Source organism: Streptacidiphilus cavernicola, assembly GCF_042510955.1.
Classification (GTDB): Bacteria; Actinomycetota; Actinomycetes; order Streptomycetales; family Streptomycetaceae; genus Streptacidiphilus; species Streptacidiphilus cavernicola.
Genome location: NZ_JBHFAB010000024.1, coordinates 102,911 through 123,690, shown reverse-complemented (window position 1 = coordinate 123,690; position 20,780 = coordinate 102,911). Strand labels below are relative to the sequence as shown.

14 protein-coding genes are annotated in these 20,780 nt (G+C 72.5%); all 14 read right to left on the bottom strand.

Features of this window, described 5'->3' with window-relative positions; translation table 11 throughout:
* Positions 1 to 60: 60 nt before the first annotated feature.
* Positions 61 to 1,647 carry a citramalate synthase gene (gene cimA / locus ACEZDE_RS27085; protein WP_380541195.1) on the bottom strand — a complete coding sequence of 529 codons (1,587 nt, stop codon included), beginning with the start codon at positions 1,645 to 1,647 and terminating at the stop codon, positions 61 to 63.
* Between the two features lie 363 nt (positions 1,648 to 2,010).
* Entirely contained in the window at positions 2,011 to 3,129 is a 1,119-nt protein-coding gene (locus ACEZDE_RS27080) for a branched-chain amino acid aminotransferase (protein WP_380541193.1), read from the bottom strand.
* 204 nt (positions 3,130 to 3,333) lie between these two features.
* Complete coding sequence (locus ACEZDE_RS27075; RefSeq protein WP_380541190.1) at positions 3,334 to 4,380, bottom strand: 3-isopropylmalate dehydrogenase; 1,047 nt, start codon at positions 4,378 to 4,380, stop codon at positions 3,334 to 3,336.
* A gap of 86 nt (positions 4,381 to 4,466) precedes the next feature.
* The gene (locus tag ACEZDE_RS27070) at positions 4,467 to 4,601 is read right to left on the bottom strand and encodes a hypothetical protein (RefSeq protein ID WP_380541187.1); all 135 of its coding nucleotides are present in this window, start codon (positions 4,599 to 4,601) and stop codon (positions 4,467 to 4,469) included.
* Between the two features lie 285 nt (positions 4,602 to 4,886).
* The gene (serA, locus tag ACEZDE_RS27065) at positions 4,887 to 6,491 is read right to left on the bottom strand and encodes a phosphoglycerate dehydrogenase (protein WP_380541184.1); all 1,605 of its coding nucleotides are present in this window, start codon (positions 6,489 to 6,491) and stop codon (positions 4,887 to 4,889) included.
* A 263-nt stretch (positions 6,492 to 6,754) separates the two neighbouring features.
* Complete coding sequence (ilvC, locus tag ACEZDE_RS27060; protein ID WP_380541181.1) at positions 6,755 to 7,753, bottom strand: ketol-acid reductoisomerase; 999 nt, start codon at positions 7,751 to 7,753, stop codon at positions 6,755 to 6,757.
* 113 nt (positions 7,754 to 7,866) lie between these two features.
* Positions 7,867 to 8,391, bottom strand: coding sequence for an acetolactate synthase small subunit (gene ilvN / locus ACEZDE_RS27055; protein ID WP_380541178.1), 525 nt, complete (start codon positions 8,389 to 8,391; stop codon positions 7,867 to 7,869).
* A 13-nt stretch (positions 8,392 to 8,404) separates the two neighbouring features.
* A complete protein-coding gene (locus ACEZDE_RS27050; RefSeq protein WP_380541175.1) occupies positions 8,405 to 10,234 on the bottom strand; it encodes an acetolactate synthase large subunit in 1,830 nt (609 codons plus the stop codon).
* Positions 10,235 to 10,459: 225 nt separating this feature from the next.
* A complete protein-coding gene (locus ACEZDE_RS27045; RefSeq protein ID WP_380541206.1) occupies positions 10,460 to 13,369 on the bottom strand; it encodes a putative bifunctional diguanylate cyclase/phosphodiesterase in 2,910 nt (969 codons plus the stop codon).
* 475 nt (positions 13,370 to 13,844) lie between these two features.
* Positions 13,845 to 14,765 (bottom strand): 2-hydroxyacid dehydrogenase, encoded by a 921-nt coding sequence (locus tag ACEZDE_RS27040; RefSeq protein ID WP_380541172.1) that lies wholly within the window; start codon positions 14,763 to 14,765, stop codon positions 13,845 to 13,847.
* 30 nt (positions 14,766 to 14,795) lie between these two features.
* Positions 14,796 to 17,789 (bottom strand): helix-turn-helix transcriptional regulator, encoded by a 2,994-nt coding sequence (locus ACEZDE_RS27035; protein ID WP_380541169.1) that lies wholly within the window; start codon positions 17,787 to 17,789, stop codon positions 14,796 to 14,798.
* Between the two features lie 78 nt (positions 17,790 to 17,867).
* Entirely contained in the window at positions 17,868 to 18,065 is a 198-nt protein-coding gene (locus ACEZDE_RS27030) for a hypothetical protein (RefSeq protein WP_380541166.1), read from the bottom strand.
* 186 nt (positions 18,066 to 18,251) lie between these two features.
* Positions 18,252 to 19,034, bottom strand: coding sequence for a DUF4232 domain-containing protein (locus ACEZDE_RS27025; RefSeq protein WP_380541163.1), 783 nt, complete (start codon positions 19,032 to 19,034; stop codon positions 18,252 to 18,254).
* Between the two features lie 215 nt (positions 19,035 to 19,249).
* The gene (gene gatB / locus ACEZDE_RS27020) at positions 19,250 to 20,749 is read right to left on the bottom strand and encodes an Asp-tRNA(Asn)/Glu-tRNA(Gln) amidotransferase subunit GatB (RefSeq protein ID WP_380541160.1); all 1,500 of its coding nucleotides are present in this window, start codon (positions 20,747 to 20,749) and stop codon (positions 19,250 to 19,252) included.
* Positions 20,750 to 20,780: the final 31 nt, after the last annotated feature.

The window sequence follows — 20,780 nt, the reverse complement described above, 5'->3', positions numbered from 1 at the left end:
GGCCGTCACGCGCTGCGTGACGGCCCCTCAGCGTCCTCCAGGCGGCCCGGCCGGGGCCCGCTAGGGCACCAGCCCGGCCCGGAGCAGACCGTAGGTGTAGGCGTCCTCCAGGGCCCGGTACGAGGCGGTGATGACGTTCGGGGCGACCCCGACCGTGGACCACTCGCTCGTGCCGTCGCTGGTGGTCACCAGCACCCGGGTGGCCGAGGTGGTGCCGTGCTCGCCCTCCAGGATCCGGCACTTGTAGTCCACCAGCTCCAGCTCGGCCACATGCGGGTAGAAGCGCTCCAGCGCCGCGCACAGGGCCGTGTCCACCGCGTTGACCGGGCCGTTGCCCTCCCCGGTGGAGATGATCCGCTCCCCCTTGACCAGGATCTTCACCGTGGCCTCGTTGGCCTGGCTGCCGTCCTCGCGCTGCTCGCTGATGGCCCGCCAGGACTCCAGCGCGTAGAAGCGGTCCCTGCTGCCGCTCACCTCGTCCCGCAGCAGCAGCTCGAACGAGGCGTCGGCGGCCTCGTAGCTGTAGCCGAGGTTCTCCCGCTCCTTGACGGTGGCCACGATCCGGCCGACCGCCTCCCGGTCGCCGGAGAGGTCGTAGCCCAGTTCCTTGGCCTTCAGCTCGACCGAGGCGCGGCCGGCCATGTCCGAGACCAGCATCCGCATCCGGTTGCCGACCAGGGCCGGGTCGGTGTGCTGGTAGAGGTCGGGGTCGACCTTGATCGCCGAGGCGTGCAGCCCGGCCTTGTGCGCGAACGCGGAGACCCCCACGTACGGCTGGTGGGTGGACGGGGTGAGGTTGACCACCTCGGCGATGGCGTGCGAGATCCGGGTCATCTCGGCCAGCCGGCCCGCGGGCAGCACCCGGCGGTCGTACTTCAGCTCCAGCGCCGCGGCGACCGGGAACAGGTTGGCGTTGCCGACCCGCTCGCCGTAGCCGTTGGCGGTGCACTGGACCTGGGTGGCCCCGGCGTCCACCGCGGCCAGGGTGTTGGCGACCGCGCAGCCGGTGTCGTCCTGGGCGTGGATGCCCAGCCGAGCGCCGGTCTGCTCGACCACGTCGGCGACGATGGCGTGCACCCCGGCCGGGAGCATCCCGCCGTTGGTGTCGCAGAGCACCACCACGTCCGCCCCGGCCTCGTGCGCGGTGCGGACCACGGCCAGGGCGTAGTCGCGGTTGGCCTTGTAGCCGTCGAAGAAGTGCTCGCAGTCGATGAACACCCGGCGGCCCTGCTCGCGCAGGAAGCGCACGCTGTCGGCGACCATCGCCAGGTTCTCGTCCAGGGTGGTGCGCAGGGCCAGCTCGACATGGCGGTCGTGGGACTTGGCGACCAGGGTCACCACCGGCGCTCCGGACGCCACCAGTGCGGCCAGTTGGGCGTCGGTGGCCGCGTCGCCGCCGGCTCTGCGGGTGGCACCGAAGGCGACCAGCTCGGCGTGCTGCAACTCCAGCTCGGTGGCCGCGCGGGCGAAGAACTCGGTGTCGCGGGGGTTGGCGCCGGGCCAGCCGCCCTCGATGAAGCCGACGCCGAAATCGTCCAGGTGACGGGCGATGGTGAGCTTGTCGGCGACGGTGAGGTTGATCCCCTCGCGCTGCGCACCGTCACGCAGGGTGGTGTCGAAGACGTGGAAGTCATCGCTGGGACGCATGCCTGGTACTCCTGTCCGGGGGGCTGGTGGGCCTCCGACGGGCGTGGGCCGCCTGCCGGGGGGCCGACTCCGATGTCAGGCATGAGCCGCGTGCGCTCCGCCCGCCGAGGCGCTCCTTGTGGGAGCCGGTCGGCAAACAAAAAACCCCTCGCGGATGCGAGAGGTCTGCGCGCGGGTCTTCTGACACGGTGGCCGTTCCGCCACGGGTCGATCGTGCGGAAACGGTCACTGCGGACCGGCGCGCCTGCTGCCGATAATGAGCGCGAGCGAGGACACGAGAGCAGTGTCGCACAACCGGGCCGTGCACGGAACGGCCGGTCTCAATGAATGAGACCGGCCGTTCCGTGCGCGCCTGCGACCGCCCTAGGCGACCGGGTGCATCCAGCCGTGGGTGTCTTCGCGGCGGCCGGTCTGCAGCGCCAGCAGGGTCTCCCGCAGCCGCAGGGTGACCGGGCCGGGCGTGCCGTCGCCGACGGTCCAGTCGCCGCGGGCGGACTTGACCGAGCCGACCGGGGTGATCACCGCGGCGGTGCCGCAGGCGAAGACCTCGGTGAGGGTGCCGTCGGCGTTGCCGTCGCGCCACTCGTCGGTGGAGATCTTCCGCTCCTCGGTGGCGTAGCCGAGGTCTCCGGCGATGGTCAGCAGCGAGTCGCGGGTGATGCCGGGCAGCAGCGAGCCGGACAGCTCGGGGGTGACGATCCGGGCGCTCTCGCCCTCGCCGAAGACGAAGTAGAGGTTCATCCCGCCCATCTCCTCGATCCAGCGGCGCTCGATCGCGTCCAGCCAGACCACCTGGTCGCAGCCCTGCTCGGCGGCCTGGGCCTGGGCCACCAGCGAGGCGGCGTAGTTGCCGCCGCACTTGGCGGCGCCGGTGCCGCCGGGCGCGGCCCGGACGTACTCCTCGGAGAGCCAGACCGAGACTGGCTGGACGCCGCCGCTGAAGTAGGCGCCGGCCGGCGAGGCGATCACCATGAACAGGTACGAGTCGGCCGGGCGGACGCCGAGGCCGACCTCGGTCGCGATCATGAACGGGCGCAGGTAGAGGCTGGCCTCGCCCTGGCTGGGCACCCAGGCGGCGTCCTGCTGGACCAGCGCCTCGATGGCGGCCACGAAGGTGTCCTGCGGCAGTTCCGGCATCGCCAGCCGGCGCGCGGAGGCCTGGAACCGGGCGGCGTTGGCGTACGGGCGGAAGCTCTGGATGCTGCCGTCGGCGGTGCGGTAGGCCTTCAGTCCCTCGAAGATCGACTGACCGTAGTGCAGGATCGCGTTGGCCGGGTCGATCTCCAGCGGCGCGTACGGGGTGAGCTGGGCGTCGTGCCAGCCTCGGCCCTCGGTCCAGCGGATGGTCACCATGTTGTCGGTGAAGTAGCGGCCGAAGCCGGGGTTGGCGAGGCGGGCCTCGCGTTCTGCGGCGGCGAGGGGGTGCGCCGAGGGCTTGAGCTCGATCGCGAGGTGCTCGGTGGGCTCGATGGGGGAGGTCATGGCGTTACGTCCTTCACCGTGTCGTCATGGCGGGCCGCGCTCGTGGTGTGTGAGGGCGCCCAAGGTCGATGGTCGCACTTTCCGGGACCGCTCGAACACTCGCCCTGGTTCGGGTACGGCGAAGCGGCCCGGAAGGGCGTACCGGGTGGTGCCGGCATGCTGTCTTCCGGACCGCCTGGACGGTCCCCGCGCAGTACCGGCCGGTCAGCCGGCTACTCGGGCGGCGAGGGCGTCGCCGACCTCGGAGGTGGAGCGGGGCGCGCTGAGCGTGACCCGGGCGGCCAGGTCCGCGGCGACCGCGGCCTCGATCCGGGCGGCCTCGTCGGCCAGGCCCAGGTGCTGGAGCATCATGGCGACCGACAGCACGGTGGCGGTCGGGTCGGCCTTGCCCTGTCCGGCGATGTCCGGGGCCGAGCCGTGCACCGGCTCGAACATCGACGGGAACGCACCGCTCGGGTTGATGTTGCCGCTGGCGGCCAGGCCGATGCCGCCGGTGACGGCCGCGGCCAGGTCGGTGAGGATGTCACCGAAGAGGTTGTCGGTGACGATGACGTCGAAGCGCTCGGGCTGGGTGACGAAGAAGATCGTTGCCGCGTCGACGTGCAGGTAGTCGGTGCTGACCTCGGGGAACTCGGCCGCGACCGCGCCGAAGATCCGGGTCCACAGGTGTCCGGCGTGGACCAGCACGTTGTTCTTGTGCACCAGGGTCAGCTTCTTGCGCGGGCGGGCCTGGGCGCGGGCGAAGGCGTCGCGGACCACGCGCTCGATGCCGAAGGCGGTGTTCAGGCTGACCTCGGTGGCGATCTCCTCCGGGGTGCCGGTGCGGAGCGTGCCGCCGTTGCCGACGTACGGGCCCTCGGTGCCCTCGCGGACGACCACGAAGTCGATGTTCGGCTCACCCGCGAGCGGGGAGTCGACCCCGGGGAACAGCTTGCCGGGGCGCAGGTTGACGTGGTGGTCGAAGGCGAAGCGCAGCTTGAGCAGCAGCCCGCGCTCCAGCACCCCGGAGGGCACCGACGGGTCGCCGATCGCGCCGAGGAGGATGGCGTCGTTGTGCTTCAGCTCCTCCAGCACGCTGTCCGGGAGGGTTTCGCCGGTGGCGTGGTAGCGGCGAGCGCCGAGGTCGTACTCGGTGGTCTCCACCTTGGAGTCGGCGGGGAGGACGGCGGCGAGGACCTTGAGCCCTTCGGCGACGACTTCCTGGCCGATGCCGTCACCGGGGATCACTGCGAGGCGGAGGGTACGAGACATGCCGGAACCCTACTCCCGGTTCCACCTGGTGGGCATCAGGCGTCCGCGATGCGAACGGAACCGAGGGCCGCTCGGCCGGCGGCGGTCTACCGGTGGCCGGTCACGCCGCCGTTGTCGCGGCGGTCCAGGGCACGCTGGAGTGCGGCGATGGCGTTGGCCCGGTCGCTGTTCGACTGACGGCGGCGGGGACGGGTCGGGGTCTGCGGGCGCTGCTGGTCCATGAGGGGGCTCCTCTTGACGCGCGGGGGTGGTGGCGTGGGCCGCGCAGGGATCGCCCGCGACAAGGGCCGGTCGGAGCTGGCTGCGGATACAGCGGATCGTCCGACATCCTCACGGTACGACAGGAGACCGCGACTGTCTGCGGAACTACTTGGATTTCCTACTATCTGAGACGGATACCACTCGAACGCGGCACGAGAGCCGCTCGAACGCGACGGCGCCCCGCCCACCGGTGAGCGGTGGACGGGGCGCCGGAAGGGCCCTTCGCGGACGGTCGGTCGCCGAGCTCAGTCGCTGAGGTTCACCGAACGGGCGAACTTGGCGCCGATCTCGGCCGAGATCTCGGCCAGCAGCGGCTGCGGGATCTCGCTGTCGACGGTGAGCGACACCAGCGCGTCGCCGCCCTCGGCGTCCCGGGAGACCTGCATCCCGGCGATGTTGATCGAGGCCTCGCCGAGCAACTGGCCGAGGACCCCGACCACGCCGGGGCGGTCGTCGTAGCGGAAGAAGGCCATGTGGTCGGTGAGCACCACGTCCACGTCGAAGGTGTCCACGCCCACGATCTTCTGGATCCGCTTGGGGCCGGACAGCGTCCCGGAGACGGCGACCTCGCGGCCGTCGGTCAGCGTGCCGCGGACGGTGATGACGTTGCGGTACTCCGGGCTCTCGCTGGTCGTGGTGAGACGGACCTCAAGGCCGCGCTCCTGGGCGAACAGCGGGGCGTTGACGTAGGAGACGGTCTCGGCGACGACGTCCTCGAAGACGCCCTTGAGCGCGGACAGCTCCAGCACCTTGACGTCGTGCTGGGTGATCTCGCCGCGGACCTCGACGTCCAGCCGGGCGGCGACCTCGCCGGCCAGCGCGGTGAAGATCCGGCCGAGCTTCTCGGCCAGCGGCAGCCCGGGGCGCACGTCCTCGGCGATCACGCCGCCCTGGACGTTCACCGCGTCCGGGACCAGCTCGCCGGCCAGCGCCAGCCGGACCGACTTGGCGACCGAGATGCCGGCCTTCTCCTGCGCCTCGTCGGTGGAGGCGCCCAGGTGCGGGGTGCAGACCACGTTGTCGAAGGCGAACAGCGGGGAGTCGGTGCACGGCTCCTTGCTGTAGACGTCGAGCCCGGCGCCGGCCACCCGGCCCTCCTTGAGCGCGGCGGCCAGGGCCTCCTCGTCGACGATCCCGCCGCGGGCGGCGTTGACGATGCGCACCGTCGGCTTGACCTTGTGCAGCGCCTCGTCGCCGATCAGGCCGATGGTCTCCGGGGTCTTCGGCAGGTGCACCGTGATGAAGTCGGCGACCTCCAGCAGCTCGTCCAGCGGCATCAGCTTGACGCCCATCTGGGCCGCGCGGGCGGCCTGGATGTAGGGGTCGTAGGCAACGATCTTCATCCCGAACGCGGACATCCGCTGCGCGACCAGGACGCCGATCCGGCCCAGGCCGACCACGCCCAGGGTCTTCTCCGCCAGCTCGACGCCGGTGTACTTGCTGCGGGCCCACTTCCCGGCCTTGAGCGCGGTGTTGGCGGCCGGGATGTGCCGGGCCGTGGAGATCAGCAGGCCGCAGGCCAGCTCGGCGGCGGTGACGATGTTGGACGTCGGGGCGTTCACGACCATCACGCCGGCCTTGGTGGCGGCGGGGACGTCCACGTTGTCCAGGCCGACGCCGGCGCGGGCGACGACCTTGAGCCTTCCGGCGGCGGCGATGGCCTCGGCGTCGACCTTGGTGGCGGAGCGGATCAGGATCGCGTCGACGTCGGCGATCGCGGGCAGCAGCGCGGCCCGGTCGGCGCCGTCGCAGTGGCGGATCTCGAAGTCGGGGCCGAGGGCGTCGACGGTCGCGGGGGAGAGCTCTTCCGCGATGAGGACGACAGGCTTCTTGGTGGGTGCAGCGCTCACGACAGTTGTCCTTACTGTCCGGATCTCCCCTGCCGCACGGGTGTGGGTGGCACCCGGGAAAGGACGGCATGGTGGGAACGGTGGCATGCCGCGTTGGAGACGCACGACGCTGTGGGCCTGACGCGCACTCGGGAGTCTAGCGAGGGTCGGGGACCGCCCTCGCACCCCTGCGGTGGAATCACCCGCACGGGACCTTACGAACCGTACAAAGATGCGGGGGCGCCCCCGAAAGGGCACCCCCGCCGCGGTGGAGGGGTGAGGCCTTACGCCTCCTCGTCCACCCAGCTCATCAGCTTGCGGAGCTTCTTGCCGGTGGTCTCCAGCAGGTGCTCGCCGTCGGCCTTCTTGTACTCGTTGTACTTCGGCAGGCCGTTCTTGTACTCGGCGATCCAGGCGTTGGCGAAGGTGCCGTCCTGGATCTCGGCCAGGACCTGCTTCATCGCGGCCTTGGTGTCGGCGGTGACGATGCGGGGGCCGGTGACGTAGTCGCCCCACTCGGCGGTCTCGGAGACCGACCAGCGCATCTTCTCCAGGCCGCCCTCGTACATCAGGTCGACGATGAGCTTCAGCTCGTGCAGGCACTCGAAGTAGGCGATCTCGGGCTGGTAGCCGGCCTCGACCAGGGTCTCGAAGCCCGCCTTGACCAGCGCGGAGGTGCCACCGCAGAGGACGGCCTGCTCACCGAACAGGTCGGTCTCGGTCTCCTCGGTGAAGGTGGTCTTGATGACCCCGGCCCGGGTGCCGCCGATGCCCTTGGCGTAGGAGAGCGCCAGCTCCAGGCCCTTGCCGGTGGCGTCCTGCTCGACCGCCACGATGCAGGGGACGCCGCGGCCCTCCTCGTACTGGCGGCGGACCAGGTGGCCGGGGCCCTTCGGGGCGACCATGCAGACGTCGACGTCGGCCGGGGGCTGGATGAAGCCGAAGCGGATGTTCAGGCCGTGGCCGAAGAACAGCGCGTCGCCGGCCTTGAGGTTGGGCTCGACGACCTCCTTGTAGACGTCGCCCTGGATCGGGTCCGGCACCAGGATCATGATGACGTCGGCCTCGGCCGCGGCCTCGGCCGGGGTGACCACGCGCAGGCCCTGCTCCTCGGCCTTGGCACGGGACTTGGACTCGGGCAGCAGGCCGACGCGGACGTCGACGCCGGAGTCGCGCAGCGAGAGCGCGTGGGCGTGGCCCTGGCTGCCGTAGCCCAGGATCGCGACCTTGCGGCCCTGGATGATGGACAGATCAGCGTCGTCGTCGTAGAACAGCTCGGCCATCGCTGGCTTCTCCTTGCGGGGGGTCTTCGCGGTCAGGGACACGGTACGCCGCCGGGCGCATCGCGGGATTCGTTCTCGTATGCTGAGACCGGCGTCTCAATTGCCACTGGAATTCAGGCACTGCGTTCGAGCGCGCGGAGCGACCGGTCGGTGATCGAGCGGGCGCCTCGGCCCACCGCCACCATCCCGGACTGCACCAGTTCCTTGATGCCGTAGGGCTCCAGCATCCGCAGCATCGCCTCCAGCTTGTCGGAGCTGCCGGTGGCCTCGATGGTCACCGCGTCCGGAGAGACGTCCACGGTCTTGGCCCGGAACAGCTGGACGATCTCGGTGATCTGGGAGCGGGTCTCGCTGTCCGCGCGCACCTTGACCAGGACCAGCTCCCGGCGGATCGCCGAGGTCGGGTCCAGCTCGACGATCTTTATGACGTTGACCAGCTTGTTGAGCTGCTTGGTGACCTGCTCCAGCGGCAGGGCCTCCACATTGACGACGATGGTCATCCGGGAGATGTCGGGGTGCTCGGTCGGTCCGACCGCGAGCGAGTCGATGTTGAATCCCCGGCGGGAGAACAGGGCGGCGATGCGGGCGAGCACGCCGGGCTTGTTCTCGACCAGGACGGAGAGCGTGTGCTTGGACATGGGGCCGTTCCCTCTACTCTTCGTTGTCGCCGAAGTCCGGGCGGACGTTCCGTGCCGCCAGGATCTCGTCGTTGCTGGTGCCGGCGGCGACCATGGGCCAGACCATGGCGTCCTGGTGCACGATGAAGTCGATCACGACCGGGGCGTCGTTCAGGGCCATCGCCTGCTGGATCACCGCGTCCAGGTCCTCCGGGCGCTCGCAGCGCAGGCCGTAGCAGCCCATCGCCTCGGAGAGCTTGACGAAGTCCGGGATCCGGGTGCCCTGCGCGGGCTGGGCGATGCCGTCGTGCTCGGGGCCGCTGTGCAGCACGGTGTTGCTGTAGCGCTGGTCGTAGAACAGGGTCTGCCACTGCCGGACCATGCCCAGCGAGCCGTTGTTGATCACCGCGACCTTGATCGGGATGTTGTTCAGCGCGCAGGTGACCAGCTCCTGGTTGGTCATCTGGAAGCAGCCGTCGCCGTCGATCGCCCAGACCGCGGTGTCCGGCATCCCGGCCTTGGCGCCCATCGCGGCCGGGACCGCGTAGCCCATGGTCCCGGCGCCGCCGGAGTTCAGCCAGGTGGCCGGCTTCTCGAAGGTCAGGAACTGCGAGGCCCACATCTGGTGCTGGCCCACGCCGGCCGCGTAGATCGCGTCCGGGCCGACCAGTTGGCCGATCCGCTCGATCACCTGCTGCGGGCTGAGCATCCCGTCCGGGGCCGGGTCCCAGCCGACCGGGTAGGTCTTCCGCCAGCCGTTCAGCTGCACCCACCAGTCGCCGTAGTCGACCGCGGTGCCGGCTGCGAACTCGGCCTGGACCGCCTGGATCAGGTCGGCCAGGATCTCCCTGGCGTCGCCGACGATCGGCACGTCCGCGATGCGGTTCTTGCCGATCTCGGCCGGGTCGATGTCCGCGTGCACGATCTTGGCGAGCGGGGCGAAGCCGTCCAGCCGGCCGGTGACCCGGTCGTCGAAGCGGGTGCCCAGGGCGAACAGCAGGTCGGACTTCTGCAGCGCGGTCACCGCGGCGACCGAGCCGTGCATCCCGGGCATGCCCAGGTGCTGGTCGTGGGTGTCCGGGAAGGCACCGAGCGCCATCAGCGTGGTGACCACCGGCGCGCCGGTCAGCTCGGCCAGGATCCGCAGCTCGGCGGTGGCGCCGGCCTTGATCACCCCGCCGCCGACGTAGAGCACCGGGCGCTTGGCCGAGGTCAGCATCCGGGCCGCCTCGCGGATCTGCTTGGCGTGCGGCTTGGTCACCGGGCGGTAGCCGGGCAGCTGCTGCTCGACCGGCCAGCGGAACACCGTCCGGGCCTGCAGCGCGTCCTTGGCGATGTCGACCAGGACCGGGCCCGGACGCCCGGTGGCGGCGATGTGGAACGCCTCGGCGATCACCCGGGGGATCTCGGACGGGTCGGTGACCAGGTAGTTGTGCTTGGTGATCGGCATGGTGATGCCGCAGATGTCCGCCTCCTGGAAGGCGTCCGTGCCGATCGCGGCGCTGGCGACCTGGCCGGTGATGGCGACGATCGGCACCGAGTCCATGTAGGCGTCGGCGATCGGGGTCACCAGGTTGGTCGCGCCCGGACCCGAGGTCGCCATGCAGACGCCGACCTTGCCGGTGGCCTGCGCGTAGCCGGTCGCGGCGTGGCCCGCGCCCTGCTCGTGCCGGACCAGGATGTGGCGGACCTTGGTGGAGTCCATCAGCGGGTCGTAGGCCGGCAGGATCGCCCCGCCGGGGATGCCGAAGACCGTCTCGGCCCCGACCGCTTCGAGCGAGCGGATGAGCGACTGCGCCCCGGTCATGGGCTCGGCGATCGGGGTCTCGCCCCGCTGCGGGGCGGCGGCTGCCTGCTCAGTCATCTGCTGGTTCCTTCTCGGAGGGGTACTGCTTCGACAAGACTCGCAGCACGGCGTTTTGAGGGGGAGTGGGCAACAAAAAACCCCTCGTGCCCATGGGCATGCGAGGGGTGGCGCGTCGGCCTTCGGATTCCGGGTCGAAGGGACTCCGGATCAGCCGACGCGCCCGCCAAGTACGAGAATTCGGGTGCGCATGGCATCGACCTTCCTCCGGCACCCTGCGGAGTGTCAAGCCGGGGGTAACGACGTCTCATCATGCGGACCCGTTCCGAGATGGCTCCCCTGGACCGGTGGGCCGGGGCGTACCGGCTGGTCCGGGGCGGGGCGTGGGTGGGCGGAGCGGTGATGCCGCAGGTCACCCCGCAGGTCGCCGCGAAGTTCACTCGAAGGGTGGACAAGCCGGGGCAGTTCGGCCGCCGCGGGGCGCGGCAGCGCGAAGCCGGGACCGCGGAGCAGCGCGTCCAGCCGCGCCTCCTCCAGCGGCCCGGAGAAGAAGGCGCCCTGGCCGCGGCGGCAGCCGAGGTCGCGGAGCAGTGCCGCCTGGGCGGCGTGGTCCACACCCTCGGCCACCGTGGTCAAGCCCAGCTCGCGGCCCAGTCGCAGCACGCTGGTGGCCAGGGTGCGCAGGAAGGCGGACTCGACCAGGCCCTCGACCAGGCCGCGGTCCAGCTTGATCAGGTCGACCGGGAGCCTGCGCAGCCCGCTGAGCGGTGCGGACGGGCCGCCGACGCCGTCCAGGGCGAGGCCGACGCCGAGCCGGTGCAGCGCGTTGAGCCGGCGCACCGTCTCGTCGAAGCCCCCGCCGCGGGTCCGCGGCACCGCGTGGGCGTCGTCGTCGAACCGGTCGCCGCGGTCGTCCGCGGCGGCGCCGTCGGTGATCTCCAGCAGCAGGCAGGCGGGCGGCAGGCCGGTCCGCCGGAGCAGGGCCTCCAGTGACTCGCAGAGGCCGGGCGCGGCCAGCCGCCGGGCGGAGAGCCGGACCGCGACCGGGACCGGGCCGAGGGTCGCGCCGAGCCGCTCCCGGCGCTCGACCGCGAGCTGGACCGCCTCCTCGACCATCCAGCGGGAGAACCGGGCCGCCCGGTCGCCGCCCTCGGAGGCGCGCAGGAACTCGGCCGGGGTGAGCAGCAGCCCGTCCGCCGAGCGCCAGCGGGCCTGCGCGGACAGCGCGGCGACCGTGCCGGTCTCCAGGTCGACCACCGGCTCGTGCAGCAGCGCGAACCGGCCCTCGCGGACCGCGACCCGGAGCCGCTGCTCCAGCTCGGTGCGCCGGCGCAGGTCGCCGCGCAGCTCCGGGTCGTAGACCGCGACCCGGCCCTTGCCGCTCTTCTTCGCCTGGTACATGGCCAGATCGGCGTTGCGCAGCAGCGCGGCCGGGGTGATCCCGGGCTCGGCGAAGGCGATCCCGATGCTGGCGGCCACGCCCAGTTCCTCGCCGCCGATCCAGTACGGGGCGCCCAGCGCGGCCCGCAGCCGCTCGGCGACATCCTCGGCCTGGCTCGGGCCGAGGCCGCCGAGCAGCACCGCGAACTCGTCGCCGCCGAGCCGGGCCACGGTGTCGCCGGCCCGGACCGTGTCCTGCAGCCGCCGGGCCGCCTGGACCAGCAGTTCGTCGCCGACCTGGTGTCCGGCGCTGTCGTTGACCGCCTTGAAGCCGTCCAGGTCGAGGAAGAGCACGGCGACGCCGGCCTCGGTGTCGGCCGGCCCGCCCGGGGCGGCCAGCGCGGCCCGGCCGCGGTCCAGGAAGAGCGCCCTGTTGGGCAGGTCGGTCAGCGTGTCGTGGAACGCGTTGTGTTCCAACTGGGCCTGCAGCCGCACCCGTTCGGAGACGTCGCGGCAGTTGAAGATCAGCCCGTCGCGGTAGCGGTTGACGGTGGACTCGACGTCGAGCCACTCCCCCGCGCCGGAGCGGATCCGGCACTCGATCCTGGCGGTGGGCTCCACCGAGGGGCTCTGCGCCAGGTAGCGCTGGACCTCCCAGAGCACGTGCCCGAGGTCCTCGGGGTGGACCATCTCCGGCAGCCTGGTGCCGATCAGCTCCTCGGCCGGGCGGCCGTAGACCCCGGCGGCGGCCGGGCTGACGTAGCGCAGCACCCCGTCCGGGTCGGCGATCATGATGACGTCGCTGGAGCCCTGGACCAGCGAGCGGAAGTGGTTCTCCTGGTGCGAGAGCCGCTGGGCCAGCGCCAGGTTGTCCAGCAGCATGATGCCCTGACGCAGGATCAGCGCGAACACCACGGTGCAGGCCACGATCAGCACGAAGCGGTCCAGCCGGTCCTGCCCGAACGCGTTGTAGAGCAGCCCGACGGTGCAGACGGCGGCGGCGGCGTAGGGCGTCAGCGCGCTGAAGGTGGACGCGACCCGGGGCGAGCGGACCACGTTGGCCACCGCGTGCGCGGTGCTGCTGCCGGGACGGGCCCAGGGCGCCCAGGCCAGCAGCATGCTGCCGGTGAACCAGCCGGCGTCGAGCAACTGCCCCGAGTGGTAGGAGTCGTCGAGGGCCTGACTGGTGAACAGCGCGTCGCAGAGCACGGTCAGGGCGAGGGCCACTATGGCGGTGTGCACCGCGGCGCGGTTGCCGTCCCGGCTCCGGAAGCGCAGCCCCAGCACCATGCTGACCAGCAGGATGTCCAGCACCGGGTAGGCCAGTGCCATCGACAGCCGGAACGGGCTGCCCTGGTCGCCGCGGGCGGTGCGGGCCAGCGCCAGGCTCCAGCTGAGGGTCAGCAGCGAACCGGCGATCAGCCAGCCGTCCAGCGCCAGGCAGAGCCAGCCCGCGGCGTTGCGGGGGCGGCTGGAGAGCAGCAGCAGGCCGAGGATGGCGGGCGGCGCGAACAGCAGGAAGGCGTAGTCGGCGAACGAGGGGCTGGGGATCGGGACCCGCAGCACCACCTCGTACCAGCCCCAGGTGCCGTTGCCGAGGGCGACCATCAGCGAGGAGAGACCGAAGCAGAGCCAGGCCGGGCGGTGCCGTCCGGCGGCGGTGCAGCCGTGCACCAGGCAGGAGAGCGAGGCGGTCAGCGCGGCGGCGGCCAGGCCGAAGTCGCCCATGAAGTCGGCCAGTCCGCGGGAGCCCCAGCCGGTGGCGGCGCCGGCCAGGTAGCCGAGGCAGACCAGCAGGATCAGCAGCCGCGGCAGCCGCGGCGCGTGCTGGACCGGCTCGCCGTCCTCGGGCCCGGCGTCGTCGTCCGGGTCGGCGGGGTCGAGCACGGCGGACGGGGCCTCGCCGAGCAGTCCGGCCCCGACCAGGCGCTGCGGGAACCCGGTGCGGACGTCCGCGAACAGGGCCGGCCTCGACCTCGGCGGGGCCTGCTCCTCGGCCCAGGGCGGGCCGGGCAGCACGGTCTCGGTACTCGTCACCGGCAACTCCCCCTCCGGTCCCGGGTGCGGGTGCAACGGCGGTGCGGAACGCTCCGTACCGGCTCTCCCGGTCGGGACCTTACACCACTCTCGTCACTCTGCGACATCCACACTCAACTCAGAGTAATGGAGCGGGGGGTGGGCGCAGCACGGGATCGGACCGGAAAGGCGGCCCCGAGCGCGGGGAATCGGCCGAATGGCCGGGCGCACGCCAGGGGCGCGGGTGGCCGCGGTGTGCGCCCTGACGCGCGCCTCAGCCGACCACGTTGGCCAGCGGCAGACCCTCGTGCGCGCGCAGCAGTTGGGCCCGGAGCAGCCGCAGCGCGCGCGGCAGGAAGGCCGAGCTGGGGCCGCCGACGTGCGGGGTGATCAGCACGCCGGGGGCCCGCCACAGCGGATGCTCGGCGGGCAGCGGCTCGGGGTCGGTGACGTCCAGGGCGGCCCTGAGCCGGCCCGACTCCAGCTCCGCCAGCAGCGCCGCGGTGTCCACCACCGCGCCCCTGGCGACGTTGACCAGCAGCGCCCCCGGCTTCATCCGGGCCAGGAACTCCGCGTCGGCCAGGTGCCGGGTCGCCTCGGTGAGCGGGGTCAGCAGCACCACCACGTCCGCCTCCGGCAGCAGTCCGGGCAGCTCGGCCAGGGCACGCACCGGGCCGTGCGCGGACTCCCTGGCGCTGCGGGCGACCCGTTCCACCCGGCACTCGAACGGGATCAGCCGCTGCTCCAGGGCCGCGCCGATCGAGCCGTAGCCGACGATCAGCACGGTCCGGTCGGCCAGCGCGGACTGGAACGACTGGTCCCAGACGCCGTCCGCCTGGTTGCGGACGAAGCCGGGAATGCCGCGCAGCGAGGCCAGCGTCAGCGCCACCGCCAGCTCGGCGGTGCTGGCGTCGTGCAGCCCCCTGGCGTTGCACGCGGTCACCCCCGGCGGCAGGTGCGGCAGCACGTCGTCCATTCCCGCGGTCAGCGTCTGCACGGTGCGCAGCGCGGGCAGCCGCGGCAGCAGCGCGACGGCCGCCCGGTGCCGCATGTAGGGGAGGCAGTAGAACTCGACCCGGTCCAGTTCCCGTTGGGCCGGTGGTTCGGCCGTCCCGTCCCAGACCAGGGCGTCCAGGTCGGCGGGCAGGCCGCCGATCTGCTCGGGCGGGTAGGGCAGCAGGTAGCGCGGAGTCATACCGCCGACGCTAGCGGAACCGCTCCGGCGTCAGCCGACCAGGTGCAGCCGGTGCGCCAGCGCGGCGGCCTCGCCCCGGCCGGTGACCTCCAGCTTGGCCAGGATGTTGGAGACGTGCACGCTGGCGGTCTTGGGCGAGATGTAGAGCTCGTCCGCGATCTGGCGGTTCGTCCGGCCCAGCGCGACCAGGCCGAGTACCGCCTGCTCACGCGGTGTCAGATGGAACCGGCTCCGCGGCTCGTCCGCCGCGGGGCCAGGACCGGCCGGGTCGGCGGCGCCGTGCAGCCGGGCCCGATCGGCCAGCCGGGCCGCCTCCTGCCGCAGCCGCAGGTCGCCGTGCCGCTCGGCCTGCTGCTCGGCGCGCCGGAGCAGGTCCGCGGCGGCGCCGCGGTCGCCCTGCGCCGCGTACGCCTCGGCGGCCTGGAGAAGCGCGATCCCGAGCGGGTACGGCAGTCCGGCCGGTTCCAGCGCCTCGACCGCGCGCAGCCGCCCGGCCGGGTCGAGTACGCCCTCGGCACGGGCGAGTTCGGCATCCAGCAGGGCGGTCCAGCCGGGGGTGAGCGGCCAGCAGCCGCCCAGTCCGGCGGTCGACGCGCGGATCCGCTCCAGTACCTCGGCCCGTCCGGCGTCCAACCCCGGCAGCCCGCGGGAGTCCGCCTCGGCGGCGGCGCCGTGCACCAGCATCGGCCAGATGTAGCGCTCCTTGCCCATCGGGAAGCCCCGGTCCAGGGTCTTCAGCAGTTCGGCACGGGCGTCGCCGAACCGGCCGTCCGCGGCGGCCAGCCGGATCACCAGCGCGGACAGCGGCAGCCAGTTCTGTGCCTTGGCCGGGTCGGTGGTCTCCACCGCGCGGGCCAGGTGCTCGGCGGCGGCCGGGAGGTCGGCCCTGAGCAGCGCGAGTTCGGCCCTGAGCCGGTCCAGGAAGCTCTGGTCGGCGGGGCCGCCCAGGTGGCCGGGCGCGGAGTCGAGCAGTTCGGCGGCCTCCGCCTGCTCGCCCACCGACAGCAGCGACTCGACCAGGTTGCCGCGCAGGATGGGTCCGGCCGCGCCCAGCAGGCCGTTGCTGCGGGCCATCTCGCAGCCGGCCCTGGCCGCCTCGACCGCCTCGGCGGAGCGGCCCAGGCCCTCGTAGACGTCCGAGAGGTTGACGTGGACCCGGGACATCAGGTCCGGCTCCTGCAGTTCCAGGGCCCGGCGGCGGACCTCGGTCAGCTCGGTCAGGCCCTGCTCCTGGCGGCCGAGCAGCGCCAGCAGCGTGCCCAGGGTGACCCGGGCGTGCAGCTCCACCGTCTCCGCGCCGACCTGACGGGCGATCAGCACCGCGCGCTCGGCCAGCGCGACGTCATCCGGCGCGGGCCAGTCGACCATGCCGCAGCCGGCGAGCCGGCTGAACACCTCGGCCTGCACCGCGCTCGGCGGGCGGTTCTCGACCAGGGCGCGGGCGTGCGCCAGGTCGGCCCGGCCGCCGTCGCGGACCAGGGTGCCGCCGACCCGGGAGCGCATCGCCCAGAACCAGGCCGCGCGGGACGGGTCGGCGGTCTCGTCGACCAGCCGCAGCGCCTGCTTGCACAGGCTGAGGCAGCGTTCGCGCTCCCCGCAGAGCCGGGCGGCGACCGCCGCCTCGGCGAACACGTCGACCAGCCGGAGCCGTTCGCAGCAGCTGGCGTCCGGGTCGTCGTCGCAGCTGCAGGGCGGGTAGGACTCGGCGTAGTCGGCCGGGCGCAGCTCGGCCAGGACCTCCGGCGGGACCCGGTCCCACAGTTCCAGGGCGCGTTCCAGCAGTTGCAGCTGCTCGGCGAAGGCGTTGCGGCGGCGGGCCTCGCGTCCGGCCTCCAGCGCCGCGGGCAGGGCGCGGGCCGGATCCCCGGCGCTGTACCAGTAGTTGGCGAGCCGGGTGATCCGCTCCTCGGCCGGGACCAGCTGCGGCTGCTCGCTGAGCACGGTGGCGTAGCGGCGCTTGATCCGGCTGCCCTCGCCGGGCAGCAGGTCGTCGGCGACGGCCTCGCGGACCAGCGCGTGCCGGAAGCAGTAGCCGTCCCCGGCGCTGGTGGGACGGAGGATGTTGGCGTCCACCGCGGCCCGCAGTGCGGCCAGCAGCTCGTCCTCGCCCTGTGCCAGGACCGCGCTGAGCAGGCCGTACTCCACCGCCGAGCCGCCCTGGGCGAGAGTGCGCAGCACCGGTTGGACCGGTTCCGGCAGCGCCTCGACCCGGACCATGAGCAGGTCCCTGAGCGAGTCGGTGAGCCCGGTGGAGCAGCCCTCCTGGTAGCTGGCGGCCAGTTCCTCGACGAAGAACGGGATGCCCTCGGAGCGCCGGTAGATCCGCTCCAGCAGCCGGGACTCCGGGACCGCGGCCAGGATTCCGGCCAGCTGGTCGCCGACCTCGGCCCGGCCGAGCCGGGGCAGTTCCAGCCGCTGGACCGTGCGCAGCCGCTCCAGCTCGGCCAGGAACGGCCGGAGCGGGTGGCGGCGGTGCAGGTCGTCGCTGCGGTAGCTGCCGACGATGACCAGCCGGGCGTGCCGCAGCGAGCGCAGCAGGTACACCAGCAGTTCCCGGGTGGAGCGGTCGGACCAGTGCAGGTCCTCCAGGGCGAGCACGACGGTGCGGTCCGCGGCCAGGCGCTCGAACAGCTGAGCGGTGTGCTCGAACAGCCTGGCCCGGCCGAACTCGTCGTGCGTCTCCGGGACGGCCTGGCCCAGCTCCGGCAGCAGCTGCGACAGCCGTCCCTCGTTCCCCGCCGCCGCCTGCTCCACCTCGGCCCCGAGCGCCCGGTGCAGCGCCCGCAGCGCGGTCACCATCGGCGCGTACGGCAGGCCGTCCGCGCCGATCTCGATGCAGCCGCCGACCGCGACCGCCGCCCCGCCCCCGGCGGCCGCGCAGAGGAACTCCTCCAGCAGCCGGGTCTTGCCGACCCCCGCGTCCCCCGCGATCAGCAGCGCCTGCGGCTGCCCCTCCCCCGCGCGCCGCAGCGCCCCGGTCAGCTCCGCCAACTCGGCGGAACGGCCGACGAACACAGGACTCACCGATTTGCGCTCCACAGGAGTGAGCATCGCACACGCCTCCGACAGGTCCGAAGTGCTTTGCGGCCGGTCACCGCCCGGTCAGCAGGCGCCGGCGCTGGGCCGGGGCGAGCGGCCGAAGCGGCGTACCCCCCGCGGGTGCGGTCGGGCCGCACCCCCCTTCCGTCCGTCGCTGTCGGACTCGGCCGCCAGGCGGACCAGGCGGTGCTGCTCGGCGGCCCGGATCAGCGCGTCCCGCTGGTACTTGGCGGTCTGGTACTGGATGTAGTCGTTCGACACGGTGTGCTCCTTGTTTCCCTGCTGGTTCCCGGTTTCCTTCTGGACTCAAGATTCCTCTGCAAGGGGGGTGCCGGGCATCGGGAGACTGCCCGATCTTCCGGCCGGGAAGGGCCTTAGACAGCACTCAGGCCGCCCCACCCCGAGGGTGGGACGGCCTAAGGCCCGCCCGAGTGCCTGGCCGAGTGCCTAGGCGAAGTCGCCCAGATCGGACACCTGGGCGACCGCGTCGGCGAGGCTCGGCTGGTAGAGGCTGAGGATCGGGCCCTTGACGTAGGGGTTGCCGCTGCCGGCCGGCTCGTTCTTCAGCGGGTGGTTGGTGGTGGCCGCGTCCGGCATGAAGTCGGCTGACTTGACGTCCAGTTCGTCGAAGCTCCGGACCGCGCCGGAGGTGGTGTGGCCGGGGTCCAGGTCGATCACCGCGTAGAGGCTCTGGCCCGCGTGGATCGAGGCGTACGGGGCCCCGCCCAGCCCGCCGGGGACCTTGGGGGTGACGAACTTCGCGGTGCCGCTGGTGGCGCCGATGCTGGCGCTGTCGGCGACCGACACGGCCGGGTAGTAGCTCAGGCCGCAGGCGGCCTTGCCGTGGTTGGTGGCCACGATCACCCGGCGGGTGTCGCCGATCGTGTGCTGGTACTGCACCGCGACGGTGACCTGGCCGGAGTCGCAGGGGTGCTTCCAGGCGTAGGCGTCGCTGGTGGCGTTCCCGCCGGAGCCGGCGGAGCCGCCGGGCGCCTTCGCCGTGGGCGCGGCCTGCGGCGGCGTCGCCGGCTGGGACGGCCGGACGTCCTGGCTCCCGGACGTCTTGGACGTCTTGGACGAGACCGGGACCGCCCCGGCGGTCTGCCCGGCCGAGGCGCTCGCGCCGCCGGTCGCGGCACCGGCGGCGGCGCCGGTCGAGGAGCAGGCAGTGGTCAGGACGGCGGTGGCGGCGGCGAGAAGCGCGAGCGGGAGGCTGCGGCGGACGTTCATGTGGATTCCCCGTGGTTCGACTGTGCGTGCGGCGTCTGTACCAGTGGACACGATCATGCGGCCCGCGGTGGTTTCCCCCACGCCGTCACAGCGGCGTAACAGGGTCTCCGACGCACCGGAGCCCCGCCCGGCACCAGGCCGGACGGGGCTCCTGAGGATGCGTCAGCGCACGGGGCGTCAGCGGCACAGAGCCTCAACTCACAGGGCGTCAGAACTCAGGCCAGGCGCTCCAGGATGAGTTCCTTGACCCGGGCCGCGTCCGCCTGGCCGCGGGTGGCCTTCATCACCGCGCCGACCAGCGCACCGGCCGCGGCCAGCTTGCCGTCGCGGATCTTGTCGGCGATGGCCGGGTTGGCCGCGATGGCCTCGTCCACGGCCGTGCCCAGCGCCGAGTCGTCGGAGACCACGGCCAGACCGCGCTTGGCGACCACCTCGTCGGGCTCGCCCTCGCCGTCCAGGACGGCCTCGATCACCTGACGGGCCAGCTTGTCGTTCAGCGAGCCCGCGGCGACCAGCGCGCAGACCCGGGCGACCTGCGCCGGGGTGATCGGCTGGGCGCTCAGCTCGGTGCCGGACTCGTTCGCCCGGCGGGCCAGCTCGCCCATCCACCACTTGCGGGCCTGGTCCGCGGGCGCGCCCGCGGCGATGGTGTCCAGGATCGGCTCGATCGCACCGGCGTTCAGCGCGGACTGCATCTCCAGGTCGGAGATGCCCCACTCCTTCTGCAGCCGGTCCCGGCGGACCCGGGGCATCTCCGGCAGCGCGGCCCGCAGCTCCTGGACCCACTCCCGGGACGGGGCCACCGGCACCAGGTCCGGCTCGGGGAAGTAGCGGTAGTCCTCGGCGTTGTCCTTGATCCGCCCGGCGGTGGTGCTGCCGTCCTCCTCGTGGAAGTGGCGGGTCTCCTGGACGATGCTGCCGCCGTCGTTCAGCACCGCGGCGTGCCGCCGGATCTCGAACCGGGCGGCCCGCTCGACGCTGCGCAGCGAGTTGACGTTCTTGGTCTCCGAGCGGGTGCCGAACTCCTCGCGTCCGTGCGGGCGCAGCGAGAGGTTGACGTCGCAGCGCATCTGGCCCTTGTCCATCCGGGCCTCGGACACGCCCAGCGCCTTGATCACCTCGCGCAGCTCGGCCACGTACGCCTTGGCCACCTCGGGGGCGCGGCTGCCCGCGCCCTCGATCGGCTTGGTGACGATCTCGATCAGCGGGATGCCGGCCCGGTTGTAGTCCAGCAGCGAGTGCGAGGCGCCGTGGATGCGGCCGGTCGCGCCGCCGATGTGGGAGGACTTGCCGGTGTCCTCCTCCATGTGGGCGCGCTCGATCTGCACCCGGAACACCTCGCCGTCCTCCAGCGTGACGTCCAGGTAGCCGTTGTAGGCGATCGGCTCGTCGTACTGCGAGGTCTGGAAGTTCTTCGGCATGTCCGGGTAGAAGTAGTTCTTCCGCGCGAAGCGGCACCACTCGGCGATCTCGCAGTTCAGCGCGAGGCCGATCTTCACCGCGGACTCCACGCCCACCGCGTTCACCACCGGCAGCGAGCCGGGCAGCCCCAGGCAGGTCGGGCAGACCTGCGAGTTGGGCTCCGCGCCCAGCTCGGTGGAGCACCCGCAGAACATCTTGGTGGCGGTACCCAGCTCGACATGGACCTCCAGGCCCATCACCGGGTCGTACGACTCCAGTGCGTCGTCGTACGGCACCAGGTCAATGACGCTCACTGCTGCGTCCCCTCTTCGTCACTCGCGTGCA

Excerpts from the sequence above, each read along its gene's own strand:
- ACEZDE_RS27075 (WP_380541190.1), bottom strand. The coding sequence starts at position 4,380 with ATGTCTCGTACCCTCCGCCTCGCAGTGATCCCCGGTGACGGCATCGGC.
- ACEZDE_RS27025 (WP_380541163.1), bottom strand. The coding sequence starts at position 19,034 with ATGAACGTCCGCCGCAGCCTCCCGCTCGCGCTTCTCGCCGCCGCCACC.
- cimA (WP_380541195.1), bottom strand. The coding sequence starts at position 1,647 with ATGCGTCCCAGCGATGACTTCCACGTCTTCGACACCACCCTGCGTGAC.
- ACEZDE_RS27080 (WP_380541193.1), bottom strand. The coding sequence starts at position 3,129 with ATGACCTCCCCCATCGAGCCCACCGAGCACCTCGCGATCGAGCTCAAG.
- ilvN (WP_380541178.1), bottom strand. The coding sequence starts at position 8,391 with ATGTCCAAGCACACGCTCTCCGTCCTGGTCGAGAACAAGCCCGGCGTG.
- ACEZDE_RS27070 (WP_380541187.1), bottom strand. The coding sequence starts at position 4,601 with ATGGACCAGCAGCGCCCGCAGACCCCGACCCGTCCCCGCCGCCGTCAG.
- ACEZDE_RS27050 (WP_380541175.1), bottom strand. The coding sequence starts at position 10,234 with ATGACTGAGCAGGCAGCCGCCGCCCCGCAGCGGGGCGAGACCCCGATC.
- ACEZDE_RS27040 (WP_380541172.1), bottom strand. The coding sequence starts at position 14,765 with ATGACTCCGCGCTACCTGCTGCCCTACCCGCCCGAGCAGATCGGCGGC.
- ilvC (WP_380541181.1), bottom strand. The coding sequence starts at position 7,753 with ATGGCCGAGCTGTTCTACGACGACGACGCTGATCTGTCCATCATCCAG.